Origin of the sequence: Bacillus cereus group sp. N8 (assembly GCF_016483685.1) — a bacterium.
Classification (GTDB): Bacteria; Bacillota; Bacilli; order Bacillales; family Bacillaceae_G; genus Bacillus_A; species Bacillus_A proteolyticus.
In genome coordinates this window covers 64,548-88,971 of the sequence record NZ_JAEHBK010000014.1, presented here as the reverse complement: position 1 = coordinate 88,971, position 24,424 = coordinate 64,548, and the positions used below count along the sequence as shown (strand labels likewise).

Genomic DNA, 24,424 nt, shown 5'->3' with positions numbered 1-24,424 from the left:
TTTACGAAAGGAGAGCTAATATGATGAATCAACTCCAAGAATGGTATCGCATTATACATCTTCAAATGAAATTAATGGATATTACCTACGCGTTAGATAATGATCCGAATTATGCAAAAGAAGATGCAGTCCAAGATTTGTTGGAATTAATACAAAACTTAGATTGTGAAAAACCACATATTCAAGAAATGAGGTGAATGAATGACCATCGAAGAACAAATCCAACAAGCAGTAACAAAAGCGATTCAACCATTAATAGAACTTCTTCAAAACCAACAATCGCAAGTCATAAATCAAAAGCCTTTGCTTACTTTAGAGGAAGCGATGGAGATTTTAGGAGTTGGTAAGAACAGAATGTATGAAATTGTTAAAACTGATGGCTTTCCGGCATTTAGGGAAGGGAAGCGGTGGATGATCATTACTCATAAATTTTATGAGTGGATAGAAAAGCAAGCAGAAAAAATCGTATAGGAGGTATTTAATGAATCCAGCATTAATTGAAAGTCCATTAAGTCTTGCGATGGTTGCAGTATTTTTCGTGGTATTTGGGGGAGGTTTGGCTTTGATAGATTTCATCGTTCAAATAATCGACAAGATTGAACAGCTGGAGAAAGAAAATGAACAATTACGAAAGGGGAAAAGGGTATGAGTAATACAGCACCAGTTCTGCCAAAGGACATGAAAAAGAAAGAGGTACTTATTAAGTTTTTACAATATTGCGAAACAATACAAATCGAAGCAGTAAAGCAACGTGATCCAATTGCACTTTGTACATGGATTAAGGAAGCACGGCTAGCTAGAAGGGAACTTGCAACACTGTATCGAGCGAAAGAAAAGCACGATACGGAACACGAAAGGGACCGTAAGAACATTCTTAAAATCATTCAGCGGTTAAGGAGTCAGGGAATGGATGCATCAGTTATTGAACGTACCCATTATATAACCCTTTGTGAGGAGGTGAGTTGAATGTTAGAAAATCCAATTGTAATAGGAAATCACCACGATTCATGCAAAAAACAATTCGATCATTATTGTAGCGATTGTGAAGGTGAATTGTACTTTGGAATGACGTATTACGAATTCGAAGGAAGTTTAATTTGTGAAGATTGTGCCGAAAAGTTTTTAGAGCGGCACGCAACGAGGTTTGTTACAGGGGAATAAAAAAGAACCCACGGCAATGGGTTCCTTTTAAAAATTTAAGTTGAAGTTAGTATACCACAGAAAGTGAGTGAATAGAACATGCAAGCAAAAGTACTGGTTAACACACTCAAAATGGACCATAAGCAGTGGTTACAAGCACGTATGCAAGGTATTGGAGGTTCAGATGTATCAGCTATTGCAGGATTAAATAAGTGGAAATCACCTGTTCAAGTGTTCCTTGAAAAAACACATTTCATTGAAAAAGAAGATATACAAAGTGAAGCTACTTATTTTGGAAATGTCTTGGAAGAAGTAGTTGCTAAAGAATTTACGAAGCGTACCGAGCTAAAGGTTCAACGCAGAAATGCAATCTTACAGCACCCGGAATATCCTTGGATGCTCGCTAACATAGATAGGATTATTGTCGGTGAAAAAACAGGACTTGAATGCAAAACGGCGTCGGAATATTTAAAAAAAGAGTGGGAAGGTGAGGAAGTTCCAGCTGCTTACCTCTTACAGTGTCAACATTACATGGCCGTAACTGGATATGAAGCATGGTGGATTGCGGTACTCATCGGTGGAAATAAGTTTGTTCATAAAAAAATCGAACGTGATGAGGAATTGATTCAGTACCTTATCGATATTGAAAAAGACTTTTGGCTCAACAATGTTGAGAAGAATGAGCCACCGATGTTTGATGGCTCGGATGCATCAACAGAATTACTTAAACATTTATATCCAGAATCCATTGCGGATAGCTTTGTAAGTTTAGGCAAGCAGGAAGAACTCCTCATTGAAGCTCGCGATCAAGTAGACCGAGAGATTAAAGTGCTCCAAGAACAAAAGGCAGAGTACGAAAACAAAATCAAAGCAAAGCTCGGTACAAGTGAATCTGGTGGAACTGAGAACTACAAAGTGTATTGGAAGTCATACACAACAAATCGTTTTGACAGCAAGCGATTTAAAGCAGATTACCCTGATTTGTATGAGCAGTATGTTAAAGAATCTAAATCAAGAAAATTCACGGTTAAATAAGGGAGGAATTAAACAATGGCAACTAATCAAGATGTGAAAAACCAATTAGCAAATCGTAAGGCAAACGCACCTGCAACACCTGATCAACTGGTAGAAGGGTACATGAAGAAAATGGCTCCACGTTTTGCGGAAGTTTTACCAAAGCACATGAGTATGGAGCGCATGAGCCGTATTGCACTCACAACAATCCGTACAAATCCAAAGTTATTAGAATGTGATGTTCCTTCTCTAATGGGAGCTGTAATGCAAGCGGTGCAATTAGGGTTAGAACCAGGATTGCTCGGTCACTGCTACTTATTACCGTTTAAAAATAAAAAACAAAAGAAAATGGAAGTTCAGTTTATTATCGGCTACAAAGGGATGATTGATTTAGCTAGACGTTCTGGCCACATTCAAAGCATTTATGCACATGCCGTATATGAAAATGATGAGTTCGAATATGAGCTTGGCTTGCATCCGCGGTTAAAGCATAAGCCATCGTTTGGTGAACGCGGTGCATTTATTGGAGCCTACGCAGTAGCGCATTTCAAAGATGGTGGACATCAAATGGAGTTTATGCCGAAGAGTGAAATCGAAAAGCGCCGTCAACGTTCAGCAGCTGCTAATTCAAGTTATAGTCCATGGACAAGTGATTATGACGAAATGGCGAAGAAAACAGTGGTACGTTACATGTTTAAATACTTACCAATCAGTATCGAAGTGCAATCACAAGCGCAGCATGACGAAGTGGTTCGCAAAGATATTACGGAAGAACCAGAATTCATTGAAGCTGATCCAATTGAAGTGGAGCTGTCAACTGAAGGGAACGGACAGGAAGAATTCGTGATTGAAGGTGAGTAACACATCAAAGGTGCTTCTCTCTCGTAAGTTGTGGGAGAGGGCACAATCAAAAGATAAATTGAAACAGTCGATTGCACGTTATATACAAACTGGTTATCCAGGTTATCGGATAGAGAAAGTCATTAAGGAAAATGAGTCTTACATCGCGATTTGCGCTAGGGGGTAACATTTTGGGGATTTTTCGAGTCAAGAAAGATAACAACTATTCGGTTATTAATAACACTGGTTTGAAGGATAAAAGCTTATCTTGGAAAGCTAAAGGGATTTTAGCGTATGCACTTACACTACCAGACGATTGGACATTTCATATAAGCGAATTAGCTCAACATGCTAAAGATGGTGAAGATTCGCTAAGAACAGGAATTAATGAGTTAAAGAAAGCTGGATATGTAAAGCGATACCCTGTTCGAGATAAACAAACCAAAAAAATAACTAGTTGGGAAACCGAAATTTACGAAACCCCACATAGGGAAAAGCCACATAGGGAAAACCCAGAAGTGGAAAAGCCACATAGGGAAAATCCGACACTACTAAGTACTAATGAACTAAGTACTGAAATACCAAGTACTAATCTAACTAATGATGATGATGTAGATAAGCATCATCTGATAGATGAAGAATTTCAAAAAAGTTACAACTACCTTTTACAGAACAATATTCCATTAAGTGAAACGGCAATGCAGGACCTTGGAGAGTTTAGTGATGTGTTAGGCAGTCAAATCATTAAGGAAGCTGTCGATAGAGCAGTGGATCAGAACGCAAAACGATGGAAATACATTAGCGGTATTTTATTCAACTGGCAAAAAAGTAACGTGAAAACAATAGCAGATGTAATCAAGCTTGATGAGGATTATAAAAACCAAAGAGGTGGTGTAGACAATGCAACACGTCGGAGACGCACTGGCAGAGGTTATGGTACGAGCAGAAGCTATGAGGAAGAAAATGCAAGCCGAGAGCGGAACATGCCAGGCTTCATTAAACGAGTATAGATGTTTAAAGTGTCATGATTCAGAAGTGGTTTTTTACGAGGAAGTTAATCAATTCGGTATGCGAGTGGCTATGCAAAAGGATTGTGAATGTAAAGCGCAGCGAGTACTAGAACGCAGATTGAAAAACGCGATGATTCCAGAAGAATTTACAGATGCCCGATTTGATTCTTACAAACGAGAAACAAAAGAACAAAAACTTCTGTATAGCACGATGGGAAAATATCTGCAGAACTTTAAAGAGATTAGGGAGACGAAACAAAATAGCTTAGGTTTTATCGCAACGTTTGGCGAGCTTCGGATTAAACAACTAGAGCCAGCAAAGCGCGCGCAAGCGAAGAGAGAACACAATAGCTTCGGGCTTGGTAAAACGCATCTTCAAGTAGCTGCAACAAAGTATCTCATGAAGCGTGGGCATAGCGTGCTGCTTATATCAGACGGAACATTCATGGATGATCTCATTGCAGCGAAGATGATGAATGATGATAAGAAAAAATTCAATCGTTTATTAAGCCACGCAAAACAAGTAGAGGTTCTCATCTGGGACGACTTAGGAAAATCGAAATGGTCAGAAGCGAAAGAGAACCTCTACTATCAAATTATTGATTATCGGTATCGTCATAATTTGCCGATTTTATACAGCTCTAATGAAGATGATGAAACATTGCCTGAAAAGATTGGTTATGCAGCAAAGAGCCGATTATTCGGAATGAGTAAACATTACTTAATCGCTGTAGAAGGCGATGATTATCGTGAAAAGGAGTGAAAAAAATGTGCATGACATGCAGTAACACTGGCGTAGTTCATAAAGAAATTTATCCTGGGATGGTAACAATTGAGGGTTGTACTTGTGAGGTAGCGAAGCAGCAAGAAGCTACACAAAAAGAATGTTGGGAAGCTTGGTTACAAAGGTTTGCAGAATGGGAAAAGGGGTGCAGCGTGAGCAATGATGTTCGAGGCTATCCAAAAGGAAAGTACGCAGTATAAGTAAAAAAGGACGAGCAGTCGTACCTGCTGTCCTTTAATAGGAGAAAAATTAATCTGGAATAGAACTACGAATAACTAGAAAACACGCTCATAAATAGTTTTGACGTGGATGTAGCTATTTATACAAAAAATAGGGATAAGCAAAAGCACTTATCCCGTTAAAGAAATTCAGAAGGAAATCAAGACACCAAAATGGCTCGTATTGGTAAAGCGGCTCAAAAATAGTATATGTAAAATGAAAAACCTCATACAAAAAGCAGACAACAATTTTGGTTGTCTGCCAGTGAGTCGAATGAGAAAGCAACTGTGACAAATTGCTTTCTCATTACGAGAAGAGTGAAGCTGCTAGTTCAAACAGCTTGTTGCTAGTATTTTCGATATTTTAAAAAATATAGAGAGAAAGCAGATAAGTGATGAACCTACCTGCTTACTACTGTAACAAAAGAAAGAAGTATTAGCCGTGGATACGGCGGCTTGAAAATAGTATGTATTGATTTGGAAAAATTATTCAAGGGGTGAAAAGAGGAATGGAATCGATAGTGAATAGTGTATGTGAAATAATGCGGTTAATGAGTGAAACGAAAGTAGAACGCATCCGAATCACGTACGAAATCGGTGACATCATCGAGCAGAAATGCAGACGTTGTTATTACAATCGTTCAGAAAAAGAATGTTTTAGTATCAGTGTTTGTCAAAATTGTCCGACTGGCCAAGAACTACGCCAGTTGGGAAGATATCTCGATACACATCCGAAAGAGCGTGGTGGAAAACGAAAAGATATACCCAACGGTCTTACTCCGGAGCGTGTACATGAAATGAATAAAAACAGGGAGCCTGTTTTTATTTTAAGTGAGTATATATAGTTTCTTAGTTATCCCACATTTTCGCTGTTATTATATGGTTGAAATGTTTATAAAAGGGATCTTTATAAATGCTGCTAACTGGATATGAATGCTGTATATGAGGTGGTAGGAAGTGATCAGGGATGGAGTACTTCGGAAAGTTTTGAATGTGTATAGGGTTTATATGGTAGATATATGAAATTGGAAAATGACCATAGACAGGGCGATAACTTAGATAAGGTAAATAGGTTCTGTTCAGTAACATATTTATCTTGGTCTCCTTTGATATTAAATTGGTAAGGAAAACATTTATTGACTAGTAAGTGCTTTTTGATATGAATTAAAAGCAACAATTACCGCAACTAATGATCCAATCAGAAAAAATACGGCCCCAGTTAAAGTAATCAAACGACCAATTAAAGTGTTTCTTTCTTCGATTTATTTGAAAGAAAAAGTTTATAATTTATCAACAAATAACTAATTTAATTACACATGGATTTTGTTTTTATAGTATGAGAAACATATTAAAAGGTGTATTAAATTAATGTGAATAAAATAAATATTCATGGTGGTACTCCGCCTTGCAGGATAAAGGTGTCGCAGGTTCTGTAGATGCAGGATTAGTGTTTACAATTGATGCTAAAGTAAGCGTTAATGGATCGCCACAATATAAAGTACACAACAGCAAATGAAGCCGAAGTGATTTTTCACAAAAGAATAGTTTGGTGAACAAAAACACTATTTTAATCTCAAACAAAAAAAGCAGCTAGCAAAAGCTAGCTGCTCATCCTCCAAGGGAGAACAAGGAGAAAATCTAATGTCATATACAGTGTTGACAGAATATTAATTAAATAATCATTAATTTATGGTTGGTTCCAAAAAAGTGACATACCAACAAAATATAAAATTATTAAAAGGACAATTGCTATGAGGATAACCAGAGAAACAGTTTTCCATGATTTTTTATCAATAGATCTCCTTTATGAAGAATATTAACATCTATCTAGAATTCGAACAAAATAGTTATTTAGTAATAAATAAAAAGAGCGCTTTTTAAGGCGCTCTATGACCAAGGTTTATTGTGATCTTTGTAGGTTTGTGGAGTATTTGAACAATCATTTAGTTTAAGACAAAGATAATTTCTTATTAGTAATACCGACTTGCTTCAGTAGACATGGCAATTGCTTTTGTTTCATGAACTGTACCATATGGATGCTCTGGAGGTGCATATATAGAGTAAATTTTAAGTGGTTTATGCCCCGTATTGATTACATTATGCCATTTTCCAGCAGGTATCATAATTGCATAGTCATCATAGGCCATTTCTTGAAAATATAATTTATCTTTGTTATCACCCATTTGAACAAGTCCCTGTCCTTCTTCAATACGTATGAATTGATCAGTTGTAGGGTGTACTTCTAAACCTATGTCATCTCCAACATTAATACTCATCAAAGTTACTTGTAAGTTTTTTCCTGTCCATAAAGCGGTGCGGTAAGTATGGTTTTGTTTAGTGGCCTGGTTAATATTCAATACAAATGGTCTAGCTCCATAATCTGTTAATCTAATGTTTTCACAATAAGGATTCCGGTTGTGATTCCAGGCGTTATTGTTGTTACTGTAATAATAAGGATTCCAATCGTAAATCCAATTATTGTTATTCCAGATGCTATCCATTGAGCTTTGACACTGATAGTAAAAACGTGGATTATGTTGCATATCCAAGCTCCTCTCATGATCTTATCATTTACCTTTTATCCTATGCTGTTGTCTATTTATAGGAATGCAGAATAAGAGGAAATGGGTAGTAATAAAAAATCATAAGCAAACTTTATTATTTTTTTCTATGGAATATGAAAATAAAAGGTTAATAAAGGATGTACTATTGGTGTAAAAAAGAAAACTTAATAAAATCATTATTTTATTGCAAATAATCTAAGAGCACACATATAAACGTGCTCTTAGATTAGAAAGGTAGTTTCCTATGAGGTGGGGACCCCATACAATAACATATGCTTGTCCAGTTTATATGTGTGAAATTTTTTCATAAAAACGCTATTTGGTATCTAATTTATTTATTTAAAAAGAGCACTGTGAAAAGTGCTCTTAGAGAGGTAGGGTCAATCTCCTATAGGCCATTGTTCAGAGTTAATATATGAACATTTAACTAAAAAGTGACGACTAACAAAAGAACAGTTAGAAAAAATCTAACTGTTCCATTGCAACTTATTAAAAAGGAATGTGGGAGTTTCAAAAAAGAAACTATCTGTAGTTTATACCAGTACAAAAGAATTATACAGTATGAAAATGAGCACTACATAAATGAGTGCTCATCGATAAGGAGGTAACCTTTTTTGTAAACACCCTTCGATAAAAAGGTATGTTGAAGGCGGGAGAAATAAAACAAAAAGTTTATTGAAGTAAAAATAAACAAAAAGAGTACCAAACTATAGTAACTAAGTATGTTATGAATAACAATTTATAGGGTTTTTGTTTAATGGGGATTTATTATTTAAACAACAGAGTGGCCAGCTTAATTAGCTAACCGCTTGTTGTACAAAAGAACATTAGGCCTTACAAGCTAGGAATTGTAACTTTAAAGTTACAGTTATAGAATAAACTGAATTGGAAATGTTATACGGAAGTGAATGTAATAAAAACTGCATTATGTAGAAAAAAGGAAACTAAAAAACAGCACCATGCACAAGTGCTCTTTAAGATAGGAGGTAACCCAGTGAGCGAAACGTCTAGGTTAAAATTATATGGTGTAAAAAAGAAATAAGAACAACATTTTATTATCATCCAAATACAAAAAAGCAGCTAGCAAAAGCTAACTGCTTATAGCCCAAAGGAAGAGAGAGGAGCGCTTTATTAGGTCTAATACTAAAGGCTGAAATGAGGATTTAGAAATTTAGACCTATATATATAATGAATTTCATTTTGGAAATTATGCATTTTAAATATTTTTTGGCAGACAATTATAAAAAACTGTCTGCCAAGTGAATGAACTTTTACATTTTTTATTTTGGGCTATATCTGTAATAACCCATGAATAGTATGGATGGGAATTTTAAAATTTATTCGTGAGTTTAAGTAATCTAAATTAAAAAGTATTTTGTGCAAAAAGCTAACTGCTTACCCAAGGGAAGAACTGTATATTAGTGCTCTTCGGGCAAGTCTCTTATAGTGACAGTTACTGGCGTTATGTGTAAGAACTACACGTATATCTTGAAAATAATGATTATTTATTCAAATGTAAATTCACAATTAGAGTAGAATCGCATCAATGCGCTCGCAGTTAACTACAGTGATATCTCCGTTTTCATCTATAAATGTAGCAAGGCCTGATCTATTATGGAATCCTACAAATATAGAAACTTTTAATATTGTGCCGTTAACTAAAAGTTGTTTTATTTTTTTTCCTAAGTAAAATGTTTCTAAAAGATAGCAAATATCTTTAGAACTCTCTTTTGGGGTTTGGATAAAAGAAGATTGGTTATTTGTAAGATATGTTAGATTAGGATTGAATACTTTGGGAGTAATAGCATAGTTTATGAAAACTGACATTTTTTCGGCTCCTCTTTTTTATAGTTTATATTGAAATATGTTTATGGAATTGTGAGATAGGGCTTTTTTCAAAGCCCCATCTTTACTCTACTCAGCTTCAATTCTAAGCGCTTGAATATCACGACAGTCCAAAACAATTATAGAGCCAGGTTCTGTTGTGTTATCTACAAATGTTACACAAAAATTATCTGGATTAAAGTTAGTAAAAATAAGATCCTCTAGTGTTGCTCCTGTAAGGAAAACATCTACTTCTGTACCTAACTGTAATCTTTCTAATTGTTCGCAAACACATTTTGTATGCTCACCCATAAAAAAAAACCTCCTTTCCTCGGTTTACTATTAATATATGTATAAAATAAATAGAACGATTGGATTAATAAACTAGTACTAGTAACTATTTTGCAAGTTTATATTTTTATAAAATAATCCTTTTATAAGCAAGTAGAATGGACGGAGGGGAAACGTATCGAATGAATCAACCTTCTAGACATGTAAATGAAAAGGAAATACGGCCTTTTGTGATAGAAGAGTTACAAGAATACCGCGTGTTGAAAGTGAAGTTTAAAAATATCGAAGAGCAAGCGGAATTCGGAGTGGCATTATTATTTCCGGAGCTTAGAAAATGTACTGAGGATGAAATAAGGTATAGGCAAATGAGAAGAGCGTTTGAAGAAGCGCTTGATGAGGATGAACAGAAGATACTTGAAATGAAATATATGAGTGGTAAAGAATTAAATGATGATTACATTTATACGATCCTCGGAATAAAACGAGGGAAGTTTTATAGAAAGAGAAAAGCAGGTGTTATTAAGTTTGCTAAAGCACTTAGTATGATTTGAAAATGGAACTTTCAGGGTACTATTTTGGGCACCTTTTCGGGTACTAAATCGGGTACCTTTTTACTTTGGAATCGACGGTACGATATTCCTACAGTTAATTGTTCTTTAAAAAGAGCATAACGTGGGGATAACGTATCTATGCGCTCATAATCAATAATCATAGCCCCTTTATCAAAACGTTACCGGAGAACGGGCAAGGGCGGTAAGAATCCGCAAACAGGACGAAAAGACCAATTACATTTATATATTCAGCCGCGATGCGTGAGTGTCGTGGCTTTTGTGTTTCTTATTGAGCTTAGTATTTTTATATTAGGTTCAAAAGGGACATAAATGCTCTTAGTTTTGTAGGATTTTCTTCTTTTCTGTCGAATAGATTGAAGGAAGGGAGAGATTATGGTGAACAATCGCGGTAATGCAATAAAGCAAATAAATGAATTTATCAACTCAGAAACCGAAAAAGTTATGTTGATTAGAGGGACGCACCAATATGCAAAGCATTCTTTAGTGTTAGAATTGCTTGACCAAAGTAAGAGTATGAAAACAGGTGTATTCAGAGTTACTACATTTCAAAATGTTCCTTTGTTTTTGAATCAAGCAGGGTATAAAGTTCCGATGAATAAAACAATAGCTTCCGGAAAACCCTATCAGCTGAAAAATAATTTTATTTATTTTGATTCATTACCGACTAAATCTACTTGGAAAAGAACACCTTCTGAATTGGATTTTGCCTTAGTGTATCCATTTGATTCGTTTTGTGAGAAGAAAAAGGAAACTAAAGACGAACTTATGCGTGATATTCTAGAAGGGAAAAATATAAAGAAAGTGTTCATTGTTTCATGGACAGATGTTAGGTATGATTATGAATGGTTAAAACCTTATGTCGATAGATCTATAATATTTGACGCTGAAGAGGAAAATCCAGAATATCATAAACAAGTACTTAAGTAAAAAGCATCCCAAATGGGTGCTTTTTTCTATATATTGAAATTACATAATATAAACAGAGGAGGCAGTTATATTATGTTTTGGTTAGGATGTTTTTTAGGATACATTGTAGGATCGGTTTTTACTTGTGGGCTATTCTATTTTGGTTTTAGAGTTGAGGAAAACAAAAAAGCTGATATGCAAAGAAGAATGATAGATGAATCGGTAAAGAAGGAAATTGTGCAACTGAAGGAGATAAAGAATGATGGGAAGGAAGCACAATAAAATCCTTATTTTATAGCAATGTGAAAAGAGTACACAGCAGATGTGTACTCTTGCAAGGAGTGAGCTTATGAGTGATATCTCATAAAAACTAAACACTTTTAATAAGTAAGGAAGTCTGATTAATTTTATTACTCATCAAATCTAAATTATCTTATGGAACATGATATATCATCAAGGGCTTTATAAATATAACTATACATACGGTAAAAGGGATACTTTGGATTGTATTTTTGTTTCAATTTCATAAAAATCACCTCCCATACAAATAGTTTAATTATATTGTACAGTTATTAATTCGAATTTTAAGAAAACTAGATGTGGATTAAGGTGAATTTAAACAAAATAGTTATTTAATAAAAAAAGCAGGTAGCTTTCACTAGGCTGCTTTGCTCCATATGGGAGTTCCCGTTATATAATTTAGATAAAGATACTAGCTATTAAAAATATAGCCCCTATCAAAATTAGAGAATCAAATAAAATCAAGAACTGGTTCTTCTGTGGCTTTCGAAATTCTTTTATTAGGCTAAAAACTGCACTCATTCCGAAACAGATGTATAACAAAATCATTATTGTTTCCGGCATACTTAACACTCCTAATATATTGATAATTTAATTATATAACAAAAAATATATGTATGTAAGTTTTTAACAAAATTCTTATTTCATAACAAGCGAAAGAGAGCACACATATAAGCATGCTCTTTGACAAGAAAGGTAGATTTCTATGAGTGGAGAGTCTCCATACAATAATATATGCTTGTCCAGTTAAAAGGTGAAAAGTTTTAAATAAAAACGCTATTTGGTATGAACCTTTAAAAGTCCAAAAGAGCTCCGTCTACTGGTCGGAAGCCCTTTTCGGGAGATCTAGTGAGTTTCGTTCATCCATTCATTATATGTGTAAATTATTTTATTATGACATATTACAAATAAGTAACAAGCTAATAAAAATTTCATTTTGTAGAAAAAAGTAAAAAGAGCACTATCAATTAGTGCCCTTTGTAAAAATAGAGTAAGTGGCCAAATCACGTTATAGAGAAAGGTAGAATTTAATATATTCAAAACCTGCTTAAATGGTGAAAACAAAAGAACAGCTAGCAAAAGCTAACTGTTCTTTTGTATAGAAAGGTATCCTTCTGAAATGTCCTATGCAGGAGGGTAAATAGTTGCTGTTAAACCTAAGTTAAAAGCGGATGCAATAGATACACCTGTGCGAGTAATAAGGGTCTCAGAAACTAAAACCTGATAAGTGTAGATACCTGCAGGACCAGGTATATCAACAAATGTAAAATTAGGATGTCCAGTATACTCTGTAGTCACATCTCCTGCCTTTAAGTAGAATACTTCATGTGAAGCGGCAGTTAGAGAAGTAGCTGGTTGTCTTAATAAGGTATAGACCAAATAACAAGTAACGCTAGTTGCTGAGCTAATAGCAGTAACACTAGATTGTAATGAAGCATCTAGTTTAACTCTTTGGTTATCTTCAGTCGTGACTACTTGGACCTCCATTATAAATAAGTTGCTAGCGTTAGGCGGGATTATAACTCCAAGCTTTTGTTGATCAGTAAAAAAAAGAAGTGGACTTGGTCCAGTGATCCCAGTGGGTCCAGTAATGCCGGTCGGTCCAGTGATCCCAGTAGGCCCAGTGTTGCCAGTAGACCCCGTTGGACCAGTGGGACCTGTAGGGAATTGAAAGGATTGCATAGGTGGGAGTGTCAGCCCAATTGAACCCGGATTTAATGCAGCAGAAGATAAATAATCGTCCAATATAATTCATCTCTGAAAAATTCGTATTACTAATAGTAAATGCGGGAATAGGGCCAAAGGAAATGGACAAGCGTTTGTATATATGAAATTTAATAAAATAGTTATTTAAAAATTAAAGAGCACCCAGGGGAGTGCTCTTCGATCAAGACAATATTAAAAAATACTCGATAATATATGTAATCTTTTTAGCTTTGTGATTTATTAAAAGTTTTTCGAATTGCTTTTGGATGGTAGTACATGCTGTTCTATTTTTTCGTAAAGATTAAGTAATTGTTTGATGAATGTAATTTTCGGTGTTAACCAATACGAAAATAATGCTGAAATAATTCCTATTAGAGCTCCTGTCAAGACATCGAAAGGATAATGAACTCCTACCCAAATACGAGAAATAGCTACGCAGAATGCAAGTACAAGCCATAACCATCTAGCCTTTTTACGAACAAGCCAGAATGAAAAACAAATTGAAAAAAATAGAATCGTATGATCGCTAGGAAATGAATTATCAACTGCATGATCGACAAGTTTATTAACATTAGGTAAAACTGTAAATGGTTGATAATTCAAGTGTAATTTCCCTGCTAATTTCCCAATAATTTCAGCAGTTATGAAAGCAACCATTGCTTGAATAATCATCATTTTGTTTTTTCTAGATTGAGTAAACCAATAAGCGATAATAATTAAACCTAAAAAATACACCATATATTCTGCTAAAAATACCATAGTTGAGTTTAAGGATGAATATTGCTTCCCTAAATCATTGATAGCTCGAAAAGCATCAATATTTAATTGAGAAAAAGACATTTTTAAATCGCTCCTTATTGTGTGTCTATAACTTTATTATGTGAAAAATTTTTTAACTGAGGCTTCACGGTCTCTTAATTAATGCTTAGTTATTTCTTAACAATTCTTGTTTGTGTATAAGGAAAATTATAGTAAAGAGTTTATAGTGAAAAATTGATTTTAGTGACATTAGTATTACAAAACTGTAAGGATTAGCTCATTAAAGATTTTTAATAAAATAGTTATTTGAATAGAAGGTGAGGATAAAAGAATGGAAGATAACGTAAAGCTTTTAGGTGATGATGGAATGCTAGGAATGGAGTACAAGGAAAAGCAAATTCGTGTATATAACACAGAGGGTAATGTGATGGAATTACTTTCGACAAAAGAGCAGGTTCAAGAGGCTATCGATTATTTGAAAAAATGTCAAAAAGAAATGGAGTAATGTCCTAAATAGTAATCAGATCGAACGGAGGGGAACCGTATCGTATGAATCAACCTTCTAGGCATGTAAATGAAAAGGAAATACGGCCTTTCGTGATAGAAGAGTTACAAGAATACCGCGTATTGAAAGTGAAATTTAAAAATATAGAAGAACAAGCGGCGTTCGGTGTTGAACTGTTATTTCCAGAACTCAGGAAGTGTACGGAAGATGAAATCAGATATAGACAGTTAAAACGAGCGTTTGAAGAAGCTTTGGATGAGGACGAGCAACAAATACTCAAAATGAAATATATGAATCGCAAAGAGTTGAATGATGAATACATTTATACAGTGCTTGGGATGAAGAGAGGAAAGTATTATAGAAAGAGAAAATCCGGTGTTTTACGATTTGCAAAAGCGCTTGGTATGACATAAGAATGGAACTTTTAGGGTACCATTTAGGGCACTGTTTTGGGCACTAAATCAGGTACCTTTTTACATTGGAATCAGCGGTACGATATTCCTACAGTTACTTGTTCTTTGAAAAGAGCATAACGTGGGGATAACGTATCTATGCGCTCATAATTGATGACCATAGCCCCTTTATCAAAACGTTACTCGGTCGGAATGGACGGGGAATGAAAAGACCAATTGAATTTATATATTCAGCCACGGTGCGTGAGTGTCGTGGCTTTTGTGTTTCTTATTGAGCCTGGTAATGTTGCGGGGTTGATTGGTGACATAAAATTTTTGTGTTTTGTAGGAAATTCTTCTTTTCTGTCGAATGCATAGAAGAAAAGGAGGCTGTAACAATGAAAAAATATGAACTGTGTTTTAGCATGAAAAATGGTGGAACCTATTATGATGTAGTAACTGGAGAAAAAGAAGAAATCTTTGCATCGATATCTAATAATCATTCGAAATTTAATGGGTTTGGAAATTATGTAATTAATATGGAAGAGGTTTTAGCTATAGGATTTAAAGAGTTGATTGATGAAGAAAATCCATTTGGTCTAGATGATCTTCATGCTATTGATGTGAACAAAATTTAAAGAAAAGCACCTATTTGGGTGCTTTTCTTTTGAGCAAAACAAACGAACTCAATGAATGAAAATAGGAGTTTACCTTAAGCATTTAATTATAATCAAGAATATGAGTATAGAAACAGGTCTGATTTTTGTAATGGAGGGGATTGGTGTGGATATAACTCAAAGTGTGGTAAGAATAGTGGTTAATGGGAAAGACCTCCCGTTCACTTCAGTTCAAACCTCTGCATGGAATCATGGTCCTGTAAATGATTTAATCGTTTCGACGAATCAGAGAGTGAATGAGCTTTACCAATTCATGTGGTCGCAGGTACCAGTTACACTTACGGTGTATTTTTTGCAAGGGGCGGACTTAATGAGATTCGTTAGGGTTGCCGGAATTAATGAACGTGTAACGGGAGAATATATATACCATTTCATTTGGGGATAAGAAGAATCCAAAGTAGCGAATCCGCTGCTTTTTTATTTTATAAAGAAGTAACCCTGATATTATATATTCTTTTATGATAATATTGTGTTAAAAAGGATGTATAAATTTTGGGCATATACTTGATTGGTTTAGGGATTTTTATTATCTGTTTGACCCTGATTTATGAAATAAGGGAAGTTGAAGGTGGGAGTTGGAAAGAAAAGGCCGGTTTAGCTTTAGAACATATTGTAGATTTAATTTCCTTAGATTTTAATTTTCCGCAACTCTTCATATTGTTAGGGTTAGGTTGTATTGTATTTGGTGTTGTTATTATGTAGAAAAATTAAGCGCAGAGAGCATCTAAATAGGATGCTTTTTTATTTTGCATAGAAAAAGGAACCATAATAGGCTCCTTAATTTGATTCAGAAGTTGTGTAGTTTTTCTTGATAATATCTTTTAGGTTGATAATTAAGGATATAAGGAATCCAGCAGCTAGGATACCGTTTACCCAGTAATATGTATTACCTGATGTAAATTTATTATAAAAGGAATCGACATTATAATATGCTAAGCCTGCTGAAATGACGGTAGAGATTACTAACGTACCAAAACTTTTCATGATTATCACTCCAATTCTAAAGATTAAGACTTTTAATAAAATTATACATTGAAAATTATAAATTAAAAATATTATATAAAGGAATTATCGTGAGGTGGGTGAATGGCAAAGGAGTATGCAAAGAAGTTTTATAAATCTGCAGCATGGAAGAAGTGCAGAGACTCTTATTATAAATTCAGACATGGATTGTGTGAGAGATGTACAGTGAGAACAGGTAAGATTGTTCACCATAAGCATTACATAACGCCTGAGAATATTAATGATCCAGAGATTACGTTAAGCTTCAGTAACTTAGAGCTACTGTGTCAGGATTGTCACAACCGTGAGCATCATGAGAAGAATAGCCCTGTAGCAGAAGGTGTGATGTTTGATGAGAATGGGGATTTAATTAGGAGTGATAGAGATGGAACTAACTAAACTAGAGAAGGCGATTGCCATCGGTACAATCCTTTCTGCTATTAAAGGAAAAGAGTTTAAAGAGTATGTTGACTTAGAAAAGTTACCACCAGTAATTAAAGAAATAGAAGCAGTATCTGATAAAACAACTCGAAAAGTAAAGAAAGAAGCAGATATAAGTTTAATTAATAAGCTTATCAATTCATTCTTAGCAGAAAACAATCAGGAACAAAAAAACCAATCCCCCCCTATAAAAAATAAACAAAAGGCCCATTGGGGGACCGAGAGGGGAGCTTCGTGTAACACACAGGTCATTTCGCGTGATCCCCCTACCCAAAAACGGAAGAAACGAGGTGTTATTGATGGCGATTAAGAAAGAGTTAACAAAAGAAGACCGAGTTAAAAAGGAAATTAACAGACTTAAACGGATATATAAAGATATGCCAAAAGATACCCTTATGGTAGTTGAGGGGTTGATTGTTGAAGCGGCAGATTTACGTGTACGACTAGAAGATATTCGAAAAGATCTTGATGAGAATGGCTATGATGAAATGTTCTCGCAATCTGAAAATCAGGACCCTTATGAAAGAGAAAGACCAGCAGCAAGAAGATATATAGCGATGAATAAAAGTTATCAAACTATCATGAAACAGTTGGGCGATTATATTCCAAAAAAAACTGTAGAAACGAAACCTCAAAGTGATGGATTTGAGGAGTTTGTGGCGACCCGTGATTAGGTATCCTTTATCGTATAATCCGATTTTAGAATACTGGTACAAAATTAAAACAGGAAAAGAAGTTGTATCAGATAAGGTAAGACGGGTTTATAAAAAGCTTGTTACAGATTTAAGTAGTACAAGAACTGAATGGGAATATAGTTCGAATCGAGCCAATCATGCGATAGAATTCATCGAAAACTTCTGTAAACATTCAAAAGGAAAATGGGGCGGAAAGCCAATTGAGTTGGAATTATGGCAAAAGGCATTTATTGCAGCATCTTTTGGCTTTATCCATAAAATAGACGGGACTAGAAAATATAGAGAAGTATTATTAGTGGTAGCACGGAAAAATGGGAAGTCAACTGTAGGGTCGGGGATCGGATTATATTTACAAATAGCTGATGGTGAACCTGGTTCTGAAGTTTATGCCGTCGCTACAAAGAAAGACCAAGCTAAATTGGTTTGGTTAGAGTCGAAGCGTATGGTGAAGAAATCGCCAGCATTATTGAAGCGTATAAAACCTTTAGTTTCTGAGATGGTATCTGAATGGAATGATAGTACATTTAAACCCCTTGGTTCTGATAGTGAAACGTTAGATGGTCTTAACGTTCATGGCGCAATGATGGATGAAATCCATGCTTGGAAAGATAAAAATCTTTACGATGTTATTGTAGATGGTACTTCCTCACGGGAACAACCAATGATATTTATGATTACAACAGCAGGAACTATTCGTGAGTCAGTGTATGATATGAAATATGAAGAAGCTGAGATGCTTTTGAATGGTTTTGATGACCCAGACGGTTATAAAGATGATCGTTTCTTACCAATTATTTATGAGTTAGATAAACGAGAAGAATGGACAGATCCATCAAAGTGGGCAAAAGCGAACCCCGGACTTGGAACTATAAAAAAAATAGATCAACTTGAGACGAAAGTAAATAAAGCTAAAGCTAATTCTTTATTAGTTAAAAATTTACTAACAAAAGATTTTAATATTAGAGAAACATCAACAGAAGCATGGTTAACTTTCGAACAATTAAATAATCCGGCTATTTTTGATATAGCTCAATTAAAACCTTCGTATGGAATTGGTGGTTGCGACTTATCTTCAACTACTGATTTAACAGCAGCGAAGGTTATTTTTATGTTCGATAATGATCCGCACATATATGTTAAGCAAATGTACTGGCTTCCTGAAGATTTACTTGAACAAAGAAGTAAAGAAGATAAAATACCTTATGATTTATGGTTTGAAAAAGGATTACTAAGGACAACACCAGGTAATTCTGTTCATTATAAGTATGTTACTGAATGGTTTTTAGAAATTAGAGATGAATACGGCATTTATCTTCCTTGGATTGGTTACGACAGGTGGTCAGCGAAGTATTGGGTTGAAGAAATGGAAGGTTATTTTGGTAAAGAAGCTATGGTTCCTGTCGCGCAAGGTAAGCAAACACTTTCAAGTCCGATGAAATTATTAGGAGCTGATTTGGAATCTAAATTAGTGAACTATAATAACAATCCAATCGATAAATGGTGTCTTTCTAATACAGCAATTGACGTTGATAAGAATTTAAACATCCAACCGAATAAAACAAAGAATCAAAGACGCCGTATCGATGGCACAGCAGCACTTTTAAATGCTTATGTCATTCTTCAAGAAAAGAGAAATGATTACCTCAACATGATTTAAGAAGGAGGTGGGAAATTGGGATTATTCGATAAGATATTTGGAAAGAAACAAACTCCATCTACAAAAAGTTATAACCGTTATGAAATGATTAGTGATACTGGCGGTGGTTTCTTCTCTTGGAATGGAGATATTTTTCAGAGTGACATAATTCGAGCATGCATACGGCCTAAGGCAAAAGCTGTTGGTAAGTTAGTTGCCAAACACATCAGGGATAATAAAACCGAGTTCAAAGTTAATCCAGAACCATACATCAGGTTTTTATTAGAAGAGCCCAATCCATTGATGACAGGTCAAATGTTTCAAGAGAAAATGACAAATCAATTAGAACTGAATCATAATGCCTTTGCTTATATAAAACGAGATGACTTGGGCTATGCCTCTGAAATATATCCTATACCTTGCACAACAGTTGAGGTTGTTGAAGGAACATATGGAGATATCTTTTTGAAGTTTTACTTTAGAAATGGAAAACAAATGACTGTTCCATATACTGATGTAATTCATTTACGTAAAGATTTTAATGAAAATGACTTCTTTGGTGAACATCCTGGCAAAGCGCTGTCGCAATTGATGGAAATTGTAACGACTACGGACCAAGGGATTGTTAAAGCGATTAAAAACAGTGCTGTAGTAAAGTGGATTCTTAAGTTTAAATCGGTATTAAAACAAGAAGATATCGATATGCAGGTTAAGAATTTCGTTAATAACTATTTAAATATCGCAAATGATGGTGGTGCAGCTTCTTCTGATCCGCGTTATGATTTAGAACAAGTTAAACCAGAAGCATTTGTTCCGGATTCGAAACAAATGCAAGAAACAGTTCAACGTATCTATAACTTCTTTAATACAAATGAAAGAATTATTCAAAGTAAATACAACGAAGATGAATGGAATGCGTATTACGAATCAGAGATAGAACCATTAGCTATGCAGCTTGCTGGAGAATTCACCAGGAAGCTTTTTTCACGTAAAGAAAGAGGATTTGGAAACAAAATTATATTCGAATCTTCGTCGCTTCAATACGCTTCTATGAGTACCAAGATGAACCTTGTTCAAATGGTAGATAGAGGTTCATTAACACCTAATGAATGGAGAGCAATTCTTTCGCTTGGTCCAATTGAAGGTGGATCTAAGCCGATTAGAAGATTAGATACAGCTTTAGTTAAAGAAGGAAATGCTACTGATGAAGGAGGTGATGATAATGAACAAAACGGAAAAGAGGGAACTACTGAGTAGTGCTCTTGAAATTAGAGAATCTGAGAATGGTCTTCGAACAATTGCTGGATATGCAGTTAAATGGGAGATGAAATCAGTAACGATGGGTTATTGGCAACGATTCAAAGAGCAGTTCAAAAAAGGAGCTTTTACAGAATCCTTAACTCAAGATGATCAATTAGCTCTTTGGAGCCACGATACATCACAAGTCTTAGGGCGAACTAAGAATGGTACCCTTCGATTATTTGAAGATGAGGTTGGATTACGATTCGAATTGGATTTAGCTGATACTACACTTGGTGATGATACGTATAAAACGATTAAACGCGGTGATGTTGACGGCGTTTCGTTTGGTTTCCAAATGTCGAAAGAAGAATGGGACGAGTCTGACCCGGATAATGTTGTTCGTAGTGTTACGAAAGCTAAATTGCTTGAAATTAGCCCTGTTGCATTCCCAGCTTATCCAGATTCTCAAGTATCAGCTAGAAGTCATGATCCATATAAACAATTCGTAGATGAACGTAGTCAAACAGAACTACGTAAAAAACTAATTATAAAAACTTACTTATAAGGGAGAGATTTATTTGAAAACATTACAAGAAATCTTAGCTCGAAAGTCAGAAATTCGCTCTATGTTACAAAGTGATAAAGAAGTAGATTTAGCAGCATTAGAAACGGAATTACGTGAACTTGAAGAAACTCAAAAACAAATCGAAACACGCCAACGTTTATTAAAAGAGGCTGAAGAAATTAATGATGGTCAAACAACAGAAGTTCGTACAGTCGAAACGTTCAATAATGAACTTCCCAAACAAGATGTAGAATTAGAAGCATCAGAAAAGCGTGGGCAAGCATTGATGGAAAATCGTGCTGTAACGGTTGGTAGTGGCACAGTAGTCCTTCCAAAACATACAGCTTCAGATATTCGTCCTACTTTCAATGAAGTTTCTACACTGATTGATCGTGTCTCTACGAAAACATTAAAAGGCGGCGAAAGTTACCAACAACCATACCTCGAGAGCTATGGTGAAGGCGATTATACAACTGAAAGTAATGATTACGCTAATGCCGAGACAAAGTTTGGATATGCAGACATCACAAAAGCGAAGGTTACAGCTTATTCAGAAGACACGGAAGAGCTTCAAAAGTTACCTGCAGCTGATTACGATGGTGAAGTAATGAAAGGTATCACTGTAGCTACTCGCAAAAAGTTAACTCGTGAAATCTTAATTGGTACAGGTGCAACGAATCGACTTGTTGGTATTTTTTCAGCAGCAGCTAAAGCAATCGATGCAGCAACAGATTTAGAAATCTCAAAAATTGATGCTTCAACTTTAGATGACATTATCTACAGCTATGGTGGAGATGAAGATGTTGAAGATGCAGCTGTTTTAATTCTGAATAAAAAGGATTTAAAATCATTTGCTAAGCTTCGTACTTCTGATGGTAAAAAGGTATACAACGTAGCATCTCAAGGTAATTCAGGGACAATCGATGGAGTACCATTCATTATTAATAGTGCTTGTAAGGCTGTTTCTGATGCAGCAACAACAGCTGGTCAATACAATATGGCTTATGGTCCATTATCAAACTACCAACTTACTATCTTCTCTGATATGGATGTACAACGCTCAACTGACTTCAAATTCAAGCAAGGTATGATCGCTCATAGAGGTTCAGTGTTTGCTGGTGGTAACGTAATTTCTAAAAATGGATTCTTACGTATTAAGAAAGCAGCTACTGTTTAATAGCTGCTTTTCTTTATTAAAAAAGGAGGACTAGTAAATGAGTGACCAAACAATAAAAGAATATGCTGTAGTAACAGCATTCCGTGATAAATTTTCTGATATTCATTATAGTGTTGGAGATTTATATAAAACGGACGATTTAGAAAGAATTGAATTCTTACAAGAAGAAGGTTTTCTAGATAAAGAACCAATTGTAGGATATGGACCAGATGTAACTGATATGGTTCATGTTGGTGGCGGATATTACGAACTTCCTAACGGTGAGAAAATTAAAGGTAAGGAAGCAGCACTTGAAGCCTTAAGAGGAATCAAACAAACAGGTGAATAACCATGATCCTTATAGATGTTAAGAAGGCGTTGCGTGTATCTCATGATGCTCTTAATGATGAAATTGAAGATTTAATCGAAGCAGCTCGTTCTGATTTGATATTATCAGGCGTTGCTACTACTAAGGCAAATGATGATAAGGATCCGTTAATTAAACGAGCAATTATTATGTATGTAAAAGCTAACTTTATTCCAGATGCAAAGGAAGCAGAACGATTCCAATCATCTTACAACATGTTAAGAAACCACCTAACATTAGCAGGTGATTACAAATGAATGATATCCTATTTTTTCCGGAATTTAAAACGGTGGAAGATGACTTAGGACAAGTAGAACAAGTCGAATTATTTAGTAGACAAGTCTTCTGTAGAAAGAAGTCTGTTCCACAATCAGAATTTTTCCAAGCGGGGCAGAATGGAATCAAATCTAGCTGTGTATTAATCATCCATTTTTTTGATTATCAAGAAGAAGTGAAAGTTAAATATGGTGAAAAAACATATAACATCTACCGCACATACGAAAGAGATGATGAAAAAATCGAGTTGTATTGTGAGGTGGACATAGGTGGCTAGTATTAATGATTTTGCTAGTGAAATTACTAGAGAACTACAAAGGTACTCTAACTTAGCAGAAGAAGACCTGGAAGGGGCAAAAGAGGAAGTTGCCAATAATCTTGTGGACGAGTTAAAACAAAAAAGTCCTAAGAAGACAGGTAATTATCGTAAGGGATGGCGTAAGAAGAAAGATGGCAATGCAATCATTGTCCATAATGCTTTAAAACCACAACTCACACACTTATTAGAAAAAGGTCACGCAAAAGCAAACGGTGGTCGTGTACCAGCTCAAGTCCATATCGCTCCAGCTGAAGAAAAAGCGATAAATGAATTTGTAGAGCGAGTTGAAAGGGCGATTCAACAATGAATTTAATTGAATTAAAGAAGATTCTTGATGCTACAGGTTATCCTGTGGCCTATTCGCATTTCACAAAAACGCAGGGTAGCAAGTTACCTTCGCCTCCTTATATTTGCTATCTTGTGGATGGATCTCCTAATATGCCAGCTGATAATAAGGTCCATCACAAGATAAACGATGTAACTATTGAGCTTTACACAATTAAAAAGGATTTAGTTGCTGAATCCAAATTAGAACAAGCCTTAGATGATCATGAGATACCTTATGAATCATTTGAGGCTTTTATTGAATCTGAAAAAATGTATCAAAAAACATATGAAGTGAGGTTGATATAAATGAATGAAAACAAAGTAACATTCGGTTTGAAAAATGTACATTATGTACCATTAGATATTAAGGATTTTTTAGTTAAATTCGGGACACCAATTCCATTACGTGGTGGGGTTGAATTAACCTTTGAGCCACGTGGTGATTTAATTGAGTTTTACGCTGATGACATGCTTTACTATGCAGCAAGTAATAACCAAGGTTACGATGGAACGTTGAACATCGCTACCATCCCAGAACAATTTGCTATCGATGCATTAGGTGAGCAACTAGATGAAACAGACGGCGTATTAAATGAAATGGCTGATGCTAAAGGGAAACCATTTGCATTATTATTTGAATTTGATGGCGATGTGAACGCAACTCGACACATTATGTATAACTGCGCAGCAAGTCGTCCAACGCTTGCGTCAAAAACAAAAACAAACTCTGCTGAGCCTAATACAAATGAATTGAAGTTTGTTTCAAGTCCGATTGTTTTAGCGCCTGGCGGAAGACCAATGGTTAAAACAAAGACAACCTCTAAAACTACACAGGCAATTTATGACGGCTGGTACAACGCTGCATATATAAAAAAATAATAGGATAAGGAGATTA

37 protein-coding genes and 3 pseudogenes are annotated in these 24,424 nt (G+C 35.2%); 33 read left to right on the top strand and 7 right to left on the bottom strand.

Going from position 1 to position 24,424, the window contains the following annotated elements:
• Positions 1 to 20 precede the first annotated feature (20 nt).
• The 12 genes and pseudogenes from JDS80_RS19790 to JDS80_RS19735 form a co-directional block, all read left to right on the top strand.
• Positions 21 to 197, top strand: coding sequence for a hypothetical protein (locus tag JDS80_RS19790; RefSeq protein ID WP_199639838.1), 177 nt, complete (start codon positions 21 to 23; stop codon positions 195 to 197).
• Positions 198 to 201: 4 nt separating this feature from the next.
• Positions 202 to 471, top strand: a complete 270-nt coding sequence (locus JDS80_RS19785; protein WP_088058621.1) for a helix-turn-helix domain-containing protein — start codon at positions 202 to 204, stop codon at positions 469 to 471.
• A 10-nt stretch (positions 472 to 481) separates the two neighbouring features.
• Entirely contained in the window at positions 482 to 649 is a 168-nt protein-coding gene (locus JDS80_RS19780; protein ID WP_199639837.1) for a hypothetical protein, read from the top strand.
• A complete protein-coding gene (locus JDS80_RS19775; protein WP_199639811.1) occupies positions 646 to 966 on the top strand; it encodes a hypothetical protein in 321 nt (106 codons plus the stop codon). Before JDS80_RS19780 ends, JDS80_RS19775 begins: the two co-directional genes overlap by 4 nt.
• A complete protein-coding gene (locus tag JDS80_RS19770; protein WP_199639809.1) occupies positions 967 to 1,161 on the top strand; it encodes a hypothetical protein in 195 nt (64 codons plus the stop codon).
• A 78-nt stretch (positions 1,162 to 1,239) separates the two neighbouring features.
• Complete coding sequence (locus JDS80_RS19765) at positions 1,240 to 2,175, top strand: YqaJ viral recombinase family nuclease (protein WP_199639807.1); 936 nt, start codon at positions 1,240 to 1,242, stop codon at positions 2,173 to 2,175.
• Between the two features lie 15 nt (positions 2,176 to 2,190).
• Entirely contained in the window at positions 2,191 to 3,015 is an 825-nt protein-coding gene (gene recT, locus JDS80_RS19760; protein ID WP_199639805.1) for a recombination protein RecT, read from the top strand.
• A gap of 170 nt (positions 3,016 to 3,185) precedes the next feature.
• On the top strand, positions 3,186 to 4,004 hold the full coding sequence (locus tag JDS80_RS19755) for a DnaD domain protein (protein ID WP_199639831.1): 819 nt from the start codon (positions 3,186 to 3,188) through the stop codon (positions 4,002 to 4,004).
• 70 nt (positions 4,005 to 4,074) lie between these two features.
• Positions 4,075 to 4,767 carry an ATP-binding protein gene (locus JDS80_RS19750; protein WP_199639833.1) on the top strand — a complete coding sequence of 231 codons (693 nt, stop codon included), beginning with the start codon at positions 4,075 to 4,077 and terminating at the stop codon, positions 4,765 to 4,767.
• A gap of 5 nt (positions 4,768 to 4,772) precedes the next feature.
• Positions 4,773 to 4,988, top strand: coding sequence for a hypothetical protein (locus tag JDS80_RS19745; RefSeq protein WP_199639803.1), 216 nt, complete (start codon positions 4,773 to 4,775; stop codon positions 4,986 to 4,988).
• A gap of 569 nt (positions 4,989 to 5,557) precedes the next feature.
• Positions 5,558 to 5,824, top strand: a pseudogene (locus tag JDS80_RS19740) (hypothetical protein); the annotation flags it as partial.
• 590 nt (positions 5,825 to 6,414) lie between these two features.
• Positions 6,415 to 6,522: pseudogene (locus tag JDS80_RS19735) on the top strand (N-acetylmuramoyl-L-alanine amidase); the annotation flags it as partial.
• 454 nt (positions 6,523 to 6,976) lie between these two features.
• Here the strand turns inward: JDS80_RS19735 and JDS80_RS19730 are convergent.
• The 3 genes from JDS80_RS19730 to JDS80_RS19720 all read right to left on the bottom strand — a co-directional run bounded on the left by JDS80_RS19730 (position 6,977) and on the right by JDS80_RS19720 (position 9,706).
• On the bottom strand, positions 6,977 to 7,549 hold the full coding sequence (locus JDS80_RS19730) for a cupin domain-containing protein (RefSeq protein WP_199639801.1): 573 nt from the start codon (positions 7,547 to 7,549) through the stop codon (positions 6,977 to 6,979).
• 1,548 nt (positions 7,550 to 9,097) lie between these two features.
• Positions 9,098 to 9,397 (bottom strand): hypothetical protein, encoded by a 300-nt coding sequence (locus tag JDS80_RS19725; RefSeq protein WP_199639799.1) that lies wholly within the window; start codon positions 9,395 to 9,397, stop codon positions 9,098 to 9,100.
• An 87-nt stretch (positions 9,398 to 9,484) separates the two neighbouring features.
• The gene (locus tag JDS80_RS19720; protein WP_098890307.1) at positions 9,485 to 9,706 is read right to left on the bottom strand and encodes a penicillin-binding protein; all 222 of its coding nucleotides are present in this window, start codon (positions 9,704 to 9,706) and stop codon (positions 9,485 to 9,487) included.
• Between the two features lie 161 nt (positions 9,707 to 9,867).
• Here JDS80_RS19720 and JDS80_RS19715 point away from each other — a divergent pair, with 161 nt between their 5' ends.
• The 3 genes from JDS80_RS19715 to JDS80_RS19705 all read left to right on the top strand — a co-directional run bounded on the left by JDS80_RS19715 (position 9,868) and on the right by JDS80_RS19705 (position 11,445).
• Positions 9,868 to 10,236 carry an ArpU family phage packaging/lysis transcriptional regulator gene (locus JDS80_RS19715; RefSeq protein ID WP_098890308.1) on the top strand — a complete coding sequence of 123 codons (369 nt, stop codon included), beginning with the start codon at positions 9,868 to 9,870 and terminating at the stop codon, positions 10,234 to 10,236.
• A gap of 396 nt (positions 10,237 to 10,632) precedes the next feature.
• Positions 10,633 to 11,184, top strand: coding sequence for a hypothetical protein (locus JDS80_RS19710; RefSeq protein ID WP_199639797.1), 552 nt, complete (start codon positions 10,633 to 10,635; stop codon positions 11,182 to 11,184).
• A 12-nt stretch (positions 11,185 to 11,196) separates the two neighbouring features.
• Positions 11,197 to 11,445: a hypothetical protein gene (locus JDS80_RS19705; protein WP_414645766.1), complete on the top strand. Its 249-nt coding sequence runs from the start codon at positions 11,197 to 11,199 to the stop codon at positions 11,443 to 11,445.
• 1,143 nt (positions 11,446 to 12,588) lie between these two features.
• Here the strand turns inward: JDS80_RS19705 and JDS80_RS19700 are convergent.
• The 3 genes and pseudogenes from JDS80_RS19700 to JDS80_RS19690 all read right to left on the bottom strand — a co-directional run bounded on the left by JDS80_RS19700 (position 12,589) and on the right by JDS80_RS19690 (position 14,010).
• Entirely contained in the window at positions 12,589 to 12,843 is a 255-nt protein-coding gene (locus JDS80_RS19700) for a hypothetical protein (protein ID WP_199639835.1), read from the bottom strand.
• Between the two features lie 180 nt (positions 12,844 to 13,023).
• Positions 13,024 to 13,209: pseudogene (locus tag JDS80_RS19695) on the bottom strand (exosporium leader peptide-containing protein); the annotation flags it as partial.
• Between the two features lie 201 nt (positions 13,210 to 13,410).
• Positions 13,411 to 14,010: an undecaprenyl-diphosphatase gene (locus JDS80_RS19690; protein ID WP_199639795.1), complete on the bottom strand. Its 600-nt coding sequence runs from the start codon at positions 14,008 to 14,010 to the stop codon at positions 13,411 to 13,413.
• Between the two features lie 250 nt (positions 14,011 to 14,260).
• On the opposite strand from JDS80_RS19690, the gene JDS80_RS19685 reads away from it, so the two are divergent.
• The 5 genes from JDS80_RS19685 to JDS80_RS19665 all read left to right on the top strand — a co-directional run bounded on the left by JDS80_RS19685 (position 14,261) and on the right by JDS80_RS19665 (position 16,205).
• Positions 14,261 to 14,434: a hypothetical protein gene (locus tag JDS80_RS19685; RefSeq protein ID WP_199639793.1), complete on the top strand. Its 174-nt coding sequence runs from the start codon at positions 14,261 to 14,263 to the stop codon at positions 14,432 to 14,434.
• Between the two features lie 44 nt (positions 14,435 to 14,478).
• Positions 14,479 to 14,847, top strand: coding sequence for an ArpU family phage packaging/lysis transcriptional regulator (locus JDS80_RS19680; RefSeq protein ID WP_199639792.1), 369 nt, complete (start codon positions 14,479 to 14,481; stop codon positions 14,845 to 14,847).
• Positions 14,848 to 15,224: 377 nt separating this feature from the next.
• On the top strand, positions 15,225 to 15,464 hold the full coding sequence (locus tag JDS80_RS19675) for a hypothetical protein (RefSeq protein ID WP_199639790.1): 240 nt from the start codon (positions 15,225 to 15,227) through the stop codon (positions 15,462 to 15,464).
• Between the two features lie 55 nt (positions 15,465 to 15,519).
• Positions 15,520 to 15,888: a hypothetical protein gene (locus JDS80_RS19670; RefSeq protein ID WP_242477395.1), complete on the top strand. Its 369-nt coding sequence runs from the start codon at positions 15,520 to 15,522 to the stop codon at positions 15,886 to 15,888.
• Positions 15,889 to 15,995: 107 nt separating this feature from the next.
• Positions 15,996 to 16,205 carry a hypothetical protein gene (locus tag JDS80_RS19665; RefSeq protein WP_199639788.1) on the top strand — a complete coding sequence of 70 codons (210 nt, stop codon included), beginning with the start codon at positions 15,996 to 15,998 and terminating at the stop codon, positions 16,203 to 16,205.
• Between the two features lie 75 nt (positions 16,206 to 16,280).
• On the opposite strand, the gene JDS80_RS19660 is transcribed toward JDS80_RS19665, so the two are convergent.
• Positions 16,281 to 16,487: a hypothetical protein gene (locus tag JDS80_RS19660; protein WP_199639786.1), complete on the bottom strand. Its 207-nt coding sequence runs from the start codon at positions 16,485 to 16,487 to the stop codon at positions 16,281 to 16,283.
• 102 nt (positions 16,488 to 16,589) lie between these two features.
• On the opposite strand from JDS80_RS19660, the gene JDS80_RS19655 reads away from it, so the two are divergent.
• Genes JDS80_RS19655 through JDS80_RS19595 form a run of 13 tightly spaced genes read left to right on the top strand, consistent with a single transcriptional unit; the run spans position 16,590 to position 24,408 of the window.
• Positions 16,590 to 16,904: an HNH endonuclease gene (locus JDS80_RS19655; RefSeq protein WP_098890343.1), complete on the top strand. Its 315-nt coding sequence runs from the start codon at positions 16,590 to 16,592 to the stop codon at positions 16,902 to 16,904.
• Complete coding sequence (locus tag JDS80_RS31585; RefSeq protein ID WP_242477394.1) at positions 16,891 to 17,256, top strand: hypothetical protein; 366 nt, start codon at positions 16,891 to 16,893, stop codon at positions 17,254 to 17,256. Before JDS80_RS19655 ends, JDS80_RS31585 begins: the two co-directional genes overlap by 14 nt.
• Positions 17,246 to 17,620: a hypothetical protein gene (locus JDS80_RS19645; protein WP_199639784.1), complete on the top strand. Its 375-nt coding sequence runs from the start codon at positions 17,246 to 17,248 to the stop codon at positions 17,618 to 17,620. The genes JDS80_RS31585 and JDS80_RS19645 overlap by 11 nt, the downstream gene beginning before the upstream one ends.
• On the top strand, positions 17,613 to 19,298 hold the full coding sequence (locus tag JDS80_RS19640) for a terminase large subunit (protein WP_472926352.1): 1,686 nt from the start codon (positions 17,613 to 17,615) through the stop codon (positions 19,296 to 19,298). The genes JDS80_RS19645 and JDS80_RS19640 overlap by 8 nt, the downstream gene beginning before the upstream one ends.
• A 15-nt stretch (positions 19,299 to 19,313) precedes the next feature.
• On the top strand, positions 19,314 to 20,534 hold the full coding sequence (locus JDS80_RS19635) for a phage portal protein (RefSeq protein ID WP_098889101.1): 1,221 nt from the start codon (positions 19,314 to 19,316) through the stop codon (positions 20,532 to 20,534).
• Positions 20,500 to 21,084: an HK97 family phage prohead protease gene (locus tag JDS80_RS19630; protein ID WP_199639782.1), complete on the top strand. Its 585-nt coding sequence runs from the start codon at positions 20,500 to 20,502 to the stop codon at positions 21,082 to 21,084. Before JDS80_RS19635 ends, JDS80_RS19630 begins: the two co-directional genes overlap by 35 nt.
• Positions 21,085 to 21,097: 13 nt before the next feature.
• The gene (locus JDS80_RS19625) at positions 21,098 to 22,261 is read left to right on the top strand and encodes a phage major capsid protein (protein ID WP_199639780.1); all 1,164 of its coding nucleotides are present in this window, start codon (positions 21,098 to 21,100) and stop codon (positions 22,259 to 22,261) included.
• Positions 22,262 to 22,298: 37 nt separating this feature from the next.
• Positions 22,299 to 22,589, top strand: coding sequence for a hypothetical protein (locus JDS80_RS19620; protein WP_199639778.1), 291 nt, complete (start codon positions 22,299 to 22,301; stop codon positions 22,587 to 22,589).
• A gap of 2 nt (positions 22,590 to 22,591) precedes the next feature.
• On the top strand, positions 22,592 to 22,864 hold the full coding sequence (locus JDS80_RS19615) for a head-tail connector protein (RefSeq protein ID WP_199639776.1): 273 nt from the start codon (positions 22,592 to 22,594) through the stop codon (positions 22,862 to 22,864).
• Positions 22,861 to 23,160, top strand: a complete 300-nt coding sequence (locus JDS80_RS19610) for a phage head closure protein (RefSeq protein WP_199639774.1) — start codon at positions 22,861 to 22,863, stop codon at positions 23,158 to 23,160. Before JDS80_RS19615 ends, JDS80_RS19610 begins: the two co-directional genes overlap by 4 nt.
• Positions 23,153 to 23,509 carry an HK97 gp10 family phage protein gene (locus JDS80_RS19605; protein ID WP_199639772.1) on the top strand — a complete coding sequence of 119 codons (357 nt, stop codon included), beginning with the start codon at positions 23,153 to 23,155 and terminating at the stop codon, positions 23,507 to 23,509. Before JDS80_RS19610 ends, JDS80_RS19605 begins: the two co-directional genes overlap by 8 nt.
• Entirely contained in the window at positions 23,506 to 23,835 is a 330-nt protein-coding gene (locus JDS80_RS19600; protein WP_199639770.1) for a hypothetical protein, read from the top strand. Before JDS80_RS19605 ends, JDS80_RS19600 begins: the two co-directional genes overlap by 4 nt.
• Positions 23,836 to 24,408, top strand: coding sequence for a major tail protein (locus tag JDS80_RS19595; protein ID WP_199639768.1), 573 nt, complete (start codon positions 23,836 to 23,838; stop codon positions 24,406 to 24,408). It begins immediately after the preceding gene.
• Positions 24,409 to 24,424 lie beyond the last annotated feature (16 nt).

Excerpts from the sequence above, each read along its gene's own strand:
- JDS80_RS19620 (WP_199639778.1), top strand. The coding sequence starts at position 22,299 with ATGAGTGACCAAACAATAAAAGAATATGCTGTAGTAACAGCATTCCGT.
- JDS80_RS19680 (WP_199639792.1), top strand. The coding sequence starts at position 14,479 with ATGAATCAACCTTCTAGGCATGTAAATGAAAAGGAAATACGGCCTTTC.
- JDS80_RS19780 (WP_199639837.1), top strand. The coding sequence starts at position 482 with ATGAATCCAGCATTAATTGAAAGTCCATTAAGTCTTGCGATGGTTGCA.
- JDS80_RS19645 (WP_199639784.1), top strand. The coding sequence starts at position 17,246 with ATGGCGATTAAGAAAGAGTTAACAAAAGAAGACCGAGTTAAAAAGGAA.
- JDS80_RS19715 (WP_098890308.1), top strand. The coding sequence starts at position 9,868 with ATGAATCAACCTTCTAGACATGTAAATGAAAAGGAAATACGGCCTTTT.
- JDS80_RS19765 (WP_199639807.1), top strand. The coding sequence starts at position 1,240 with ATGCAAGCAAAAGTACTGGTTAACACACTCAAAATGGACCATAAGCAG.
- JDS80_RS19785 (WP_088058621.1), top strand. The coding sequence starts at position 202 with ATGACCATCGAAGAACAAATCCAACAAGCAGTAACAAAAGCGATTCAA.
- recT (WP_199639805.1), top strand. The coding sequence starts at position 2,191 with ATGGCAACTAATCAAGATGTGAAAAACCAATTAGCAAATCGTAAGGCA.
- JDS80_RS19770 (WP_199639809.1), top strand. The coding sequence starts at position 967 with ATGTTAGAAAATCCAATTGTAATAGGAAATCACCACGATTCATGCAAA.
- JDS80_RS19730 (WP_199639801.1), bottom strand. The coding sequence starts at position 7,549 with ATGCAACATAATCCACGTTTTTACTATCAGTGTCAAAGCTCAATGGAT.
- JDS80_RS19775 (WP_199639811.1), top strand. The coding sequence starts at position 646 with ATGAGTAATACAGCACCAGTTCTGCCAAAGGACATGAAAAAGAAAGAG.
- JDS80_RS19745 (WP_199639803.1), top strand. The coding sequence starts at position 4,773 with ATGTGCATGACATGCAGTAACACTGGCGTAGTTCATAAAGAAATTTAT.
- JDS80_RS19600 (WP_199639770.1), top strand. The coding sequence starts at position 23,506 with ATGAATTTAATTGAATTAAAGAAGATTCTTGATGCTACAGGTTATCCT.
- JDS80_RS19670 (WP_242477395.1), top strand. The coding sequence starts at position 15,520 with ATGAAAATAGGAGTTTACCTTAAGCATTTAATTATAATCAAGAATATG.
- JDS80_RS19705 (WP_414645766.1), top strand. The coding sequence starts at position 11,197 with ATGGGTGCTTTTTTCTATATATTGAAATTACATAATATAAACAGAGGA.
- JDS80_RS31585 (WP_242477394.1), top strand. The coding sequence starts at position 16,891 with ATGGAACTAACTAAACTAGAGAAGGCGATTGCCATCGGTACAATCCTT.
- JDS80_RS19655 (WP_098890343.1), top strand. The coding sequence starts at position 16,590 with ATGGCAAAGGAGTATGCAAAGAAGTTTTATAAATCTGCAGCATGGAAG.
- JDS80_RS19630 (WP_199639782.1), top strand. The coding sequence starts at position 20,500 with ATGAACAAAACGGAAAAGAGGGAACTACTGAGTAGTGCTCTTGAAATT.
- JDS80_RS19660 (WP_199639786.1), bottom strand. The coding sequence starts at position 16,487 with ATGAAAAGTTTTGGTACGTTAGTAATCTCTACCGTCATTTCAGCAGGC.
- JDS80_RS19685 (WP_199639793.1), top strand. The coding sequence starts at position 14,261 with ATGGAAGATAACGTAAAGCTTTTAGGTGATGATGGAATGCTAGGAATG.
- JDS80_RS19790 (WP_199639838.1), top strand. The coding sequence starts at position 21 with ATGATGAATCAACTCCAAGAATGGTATCGCATTATACATCTTCAAATG.
- JDS80_RS19690 (WP_199639795.1), bottom strand. The coding sequence starts at position 14,010 with ATGTCTTTTTCTCAATTAAATATTGATGCTTTTCGAGCTATCAATGAT.
- JDS80_RS19675 (WP_199639790.1), top strand. The coding sequence starts at position 15,225 with ATGAAAAAATATGAACTGTGTTTTAGCATGAAAAATGGTGGAACCTAT.
- JDS80_RS19750 (WP_199639833.1), top strand. The coding sequence starts at position 4,075 with ATGCAAAAGGATTGTGAATGTAAAGCGCAGCGAGTACTAGAACGCAGA.
- JDS80_RS19610 (WP_199639774.1), top strand. The coding sequence starts at position 22,861 with ATGAATGATATCCTATTTTTTCCGGAATTTAAAACGGTGGAAGATGAC.
- JDS80_RS19720 (WP_098890307.1), bottom strand. The coding sequence starts at position 9,706 with ATGGGTGAGCATACAAAATGTGTTTGCGAACAATTAGAAAGATTACAG.
- JDS80_RS19615 (WP_199639776.1), top strand. The coding sequence starts at position 22,592 with ATGATCCTTATAGATGTTAAGAAGGCGTTGCGTGTATCTCATGATGCT.
- JDS80_RS19595 (WP_199639768.1), top strand. The coding sequence starts at position 23,836 with ATGAATGAAAACAAAGTAACATTCGGTTTGAAAAATGTACATTATGTA.
- JDS80_RS19725 (WP_199639799.1), bottom strand. The coding sequence starts at position 9,397 with ATGTCAGTTTTCATAAACTATGCTATTACTCCCAAAGTATTCAATCCT.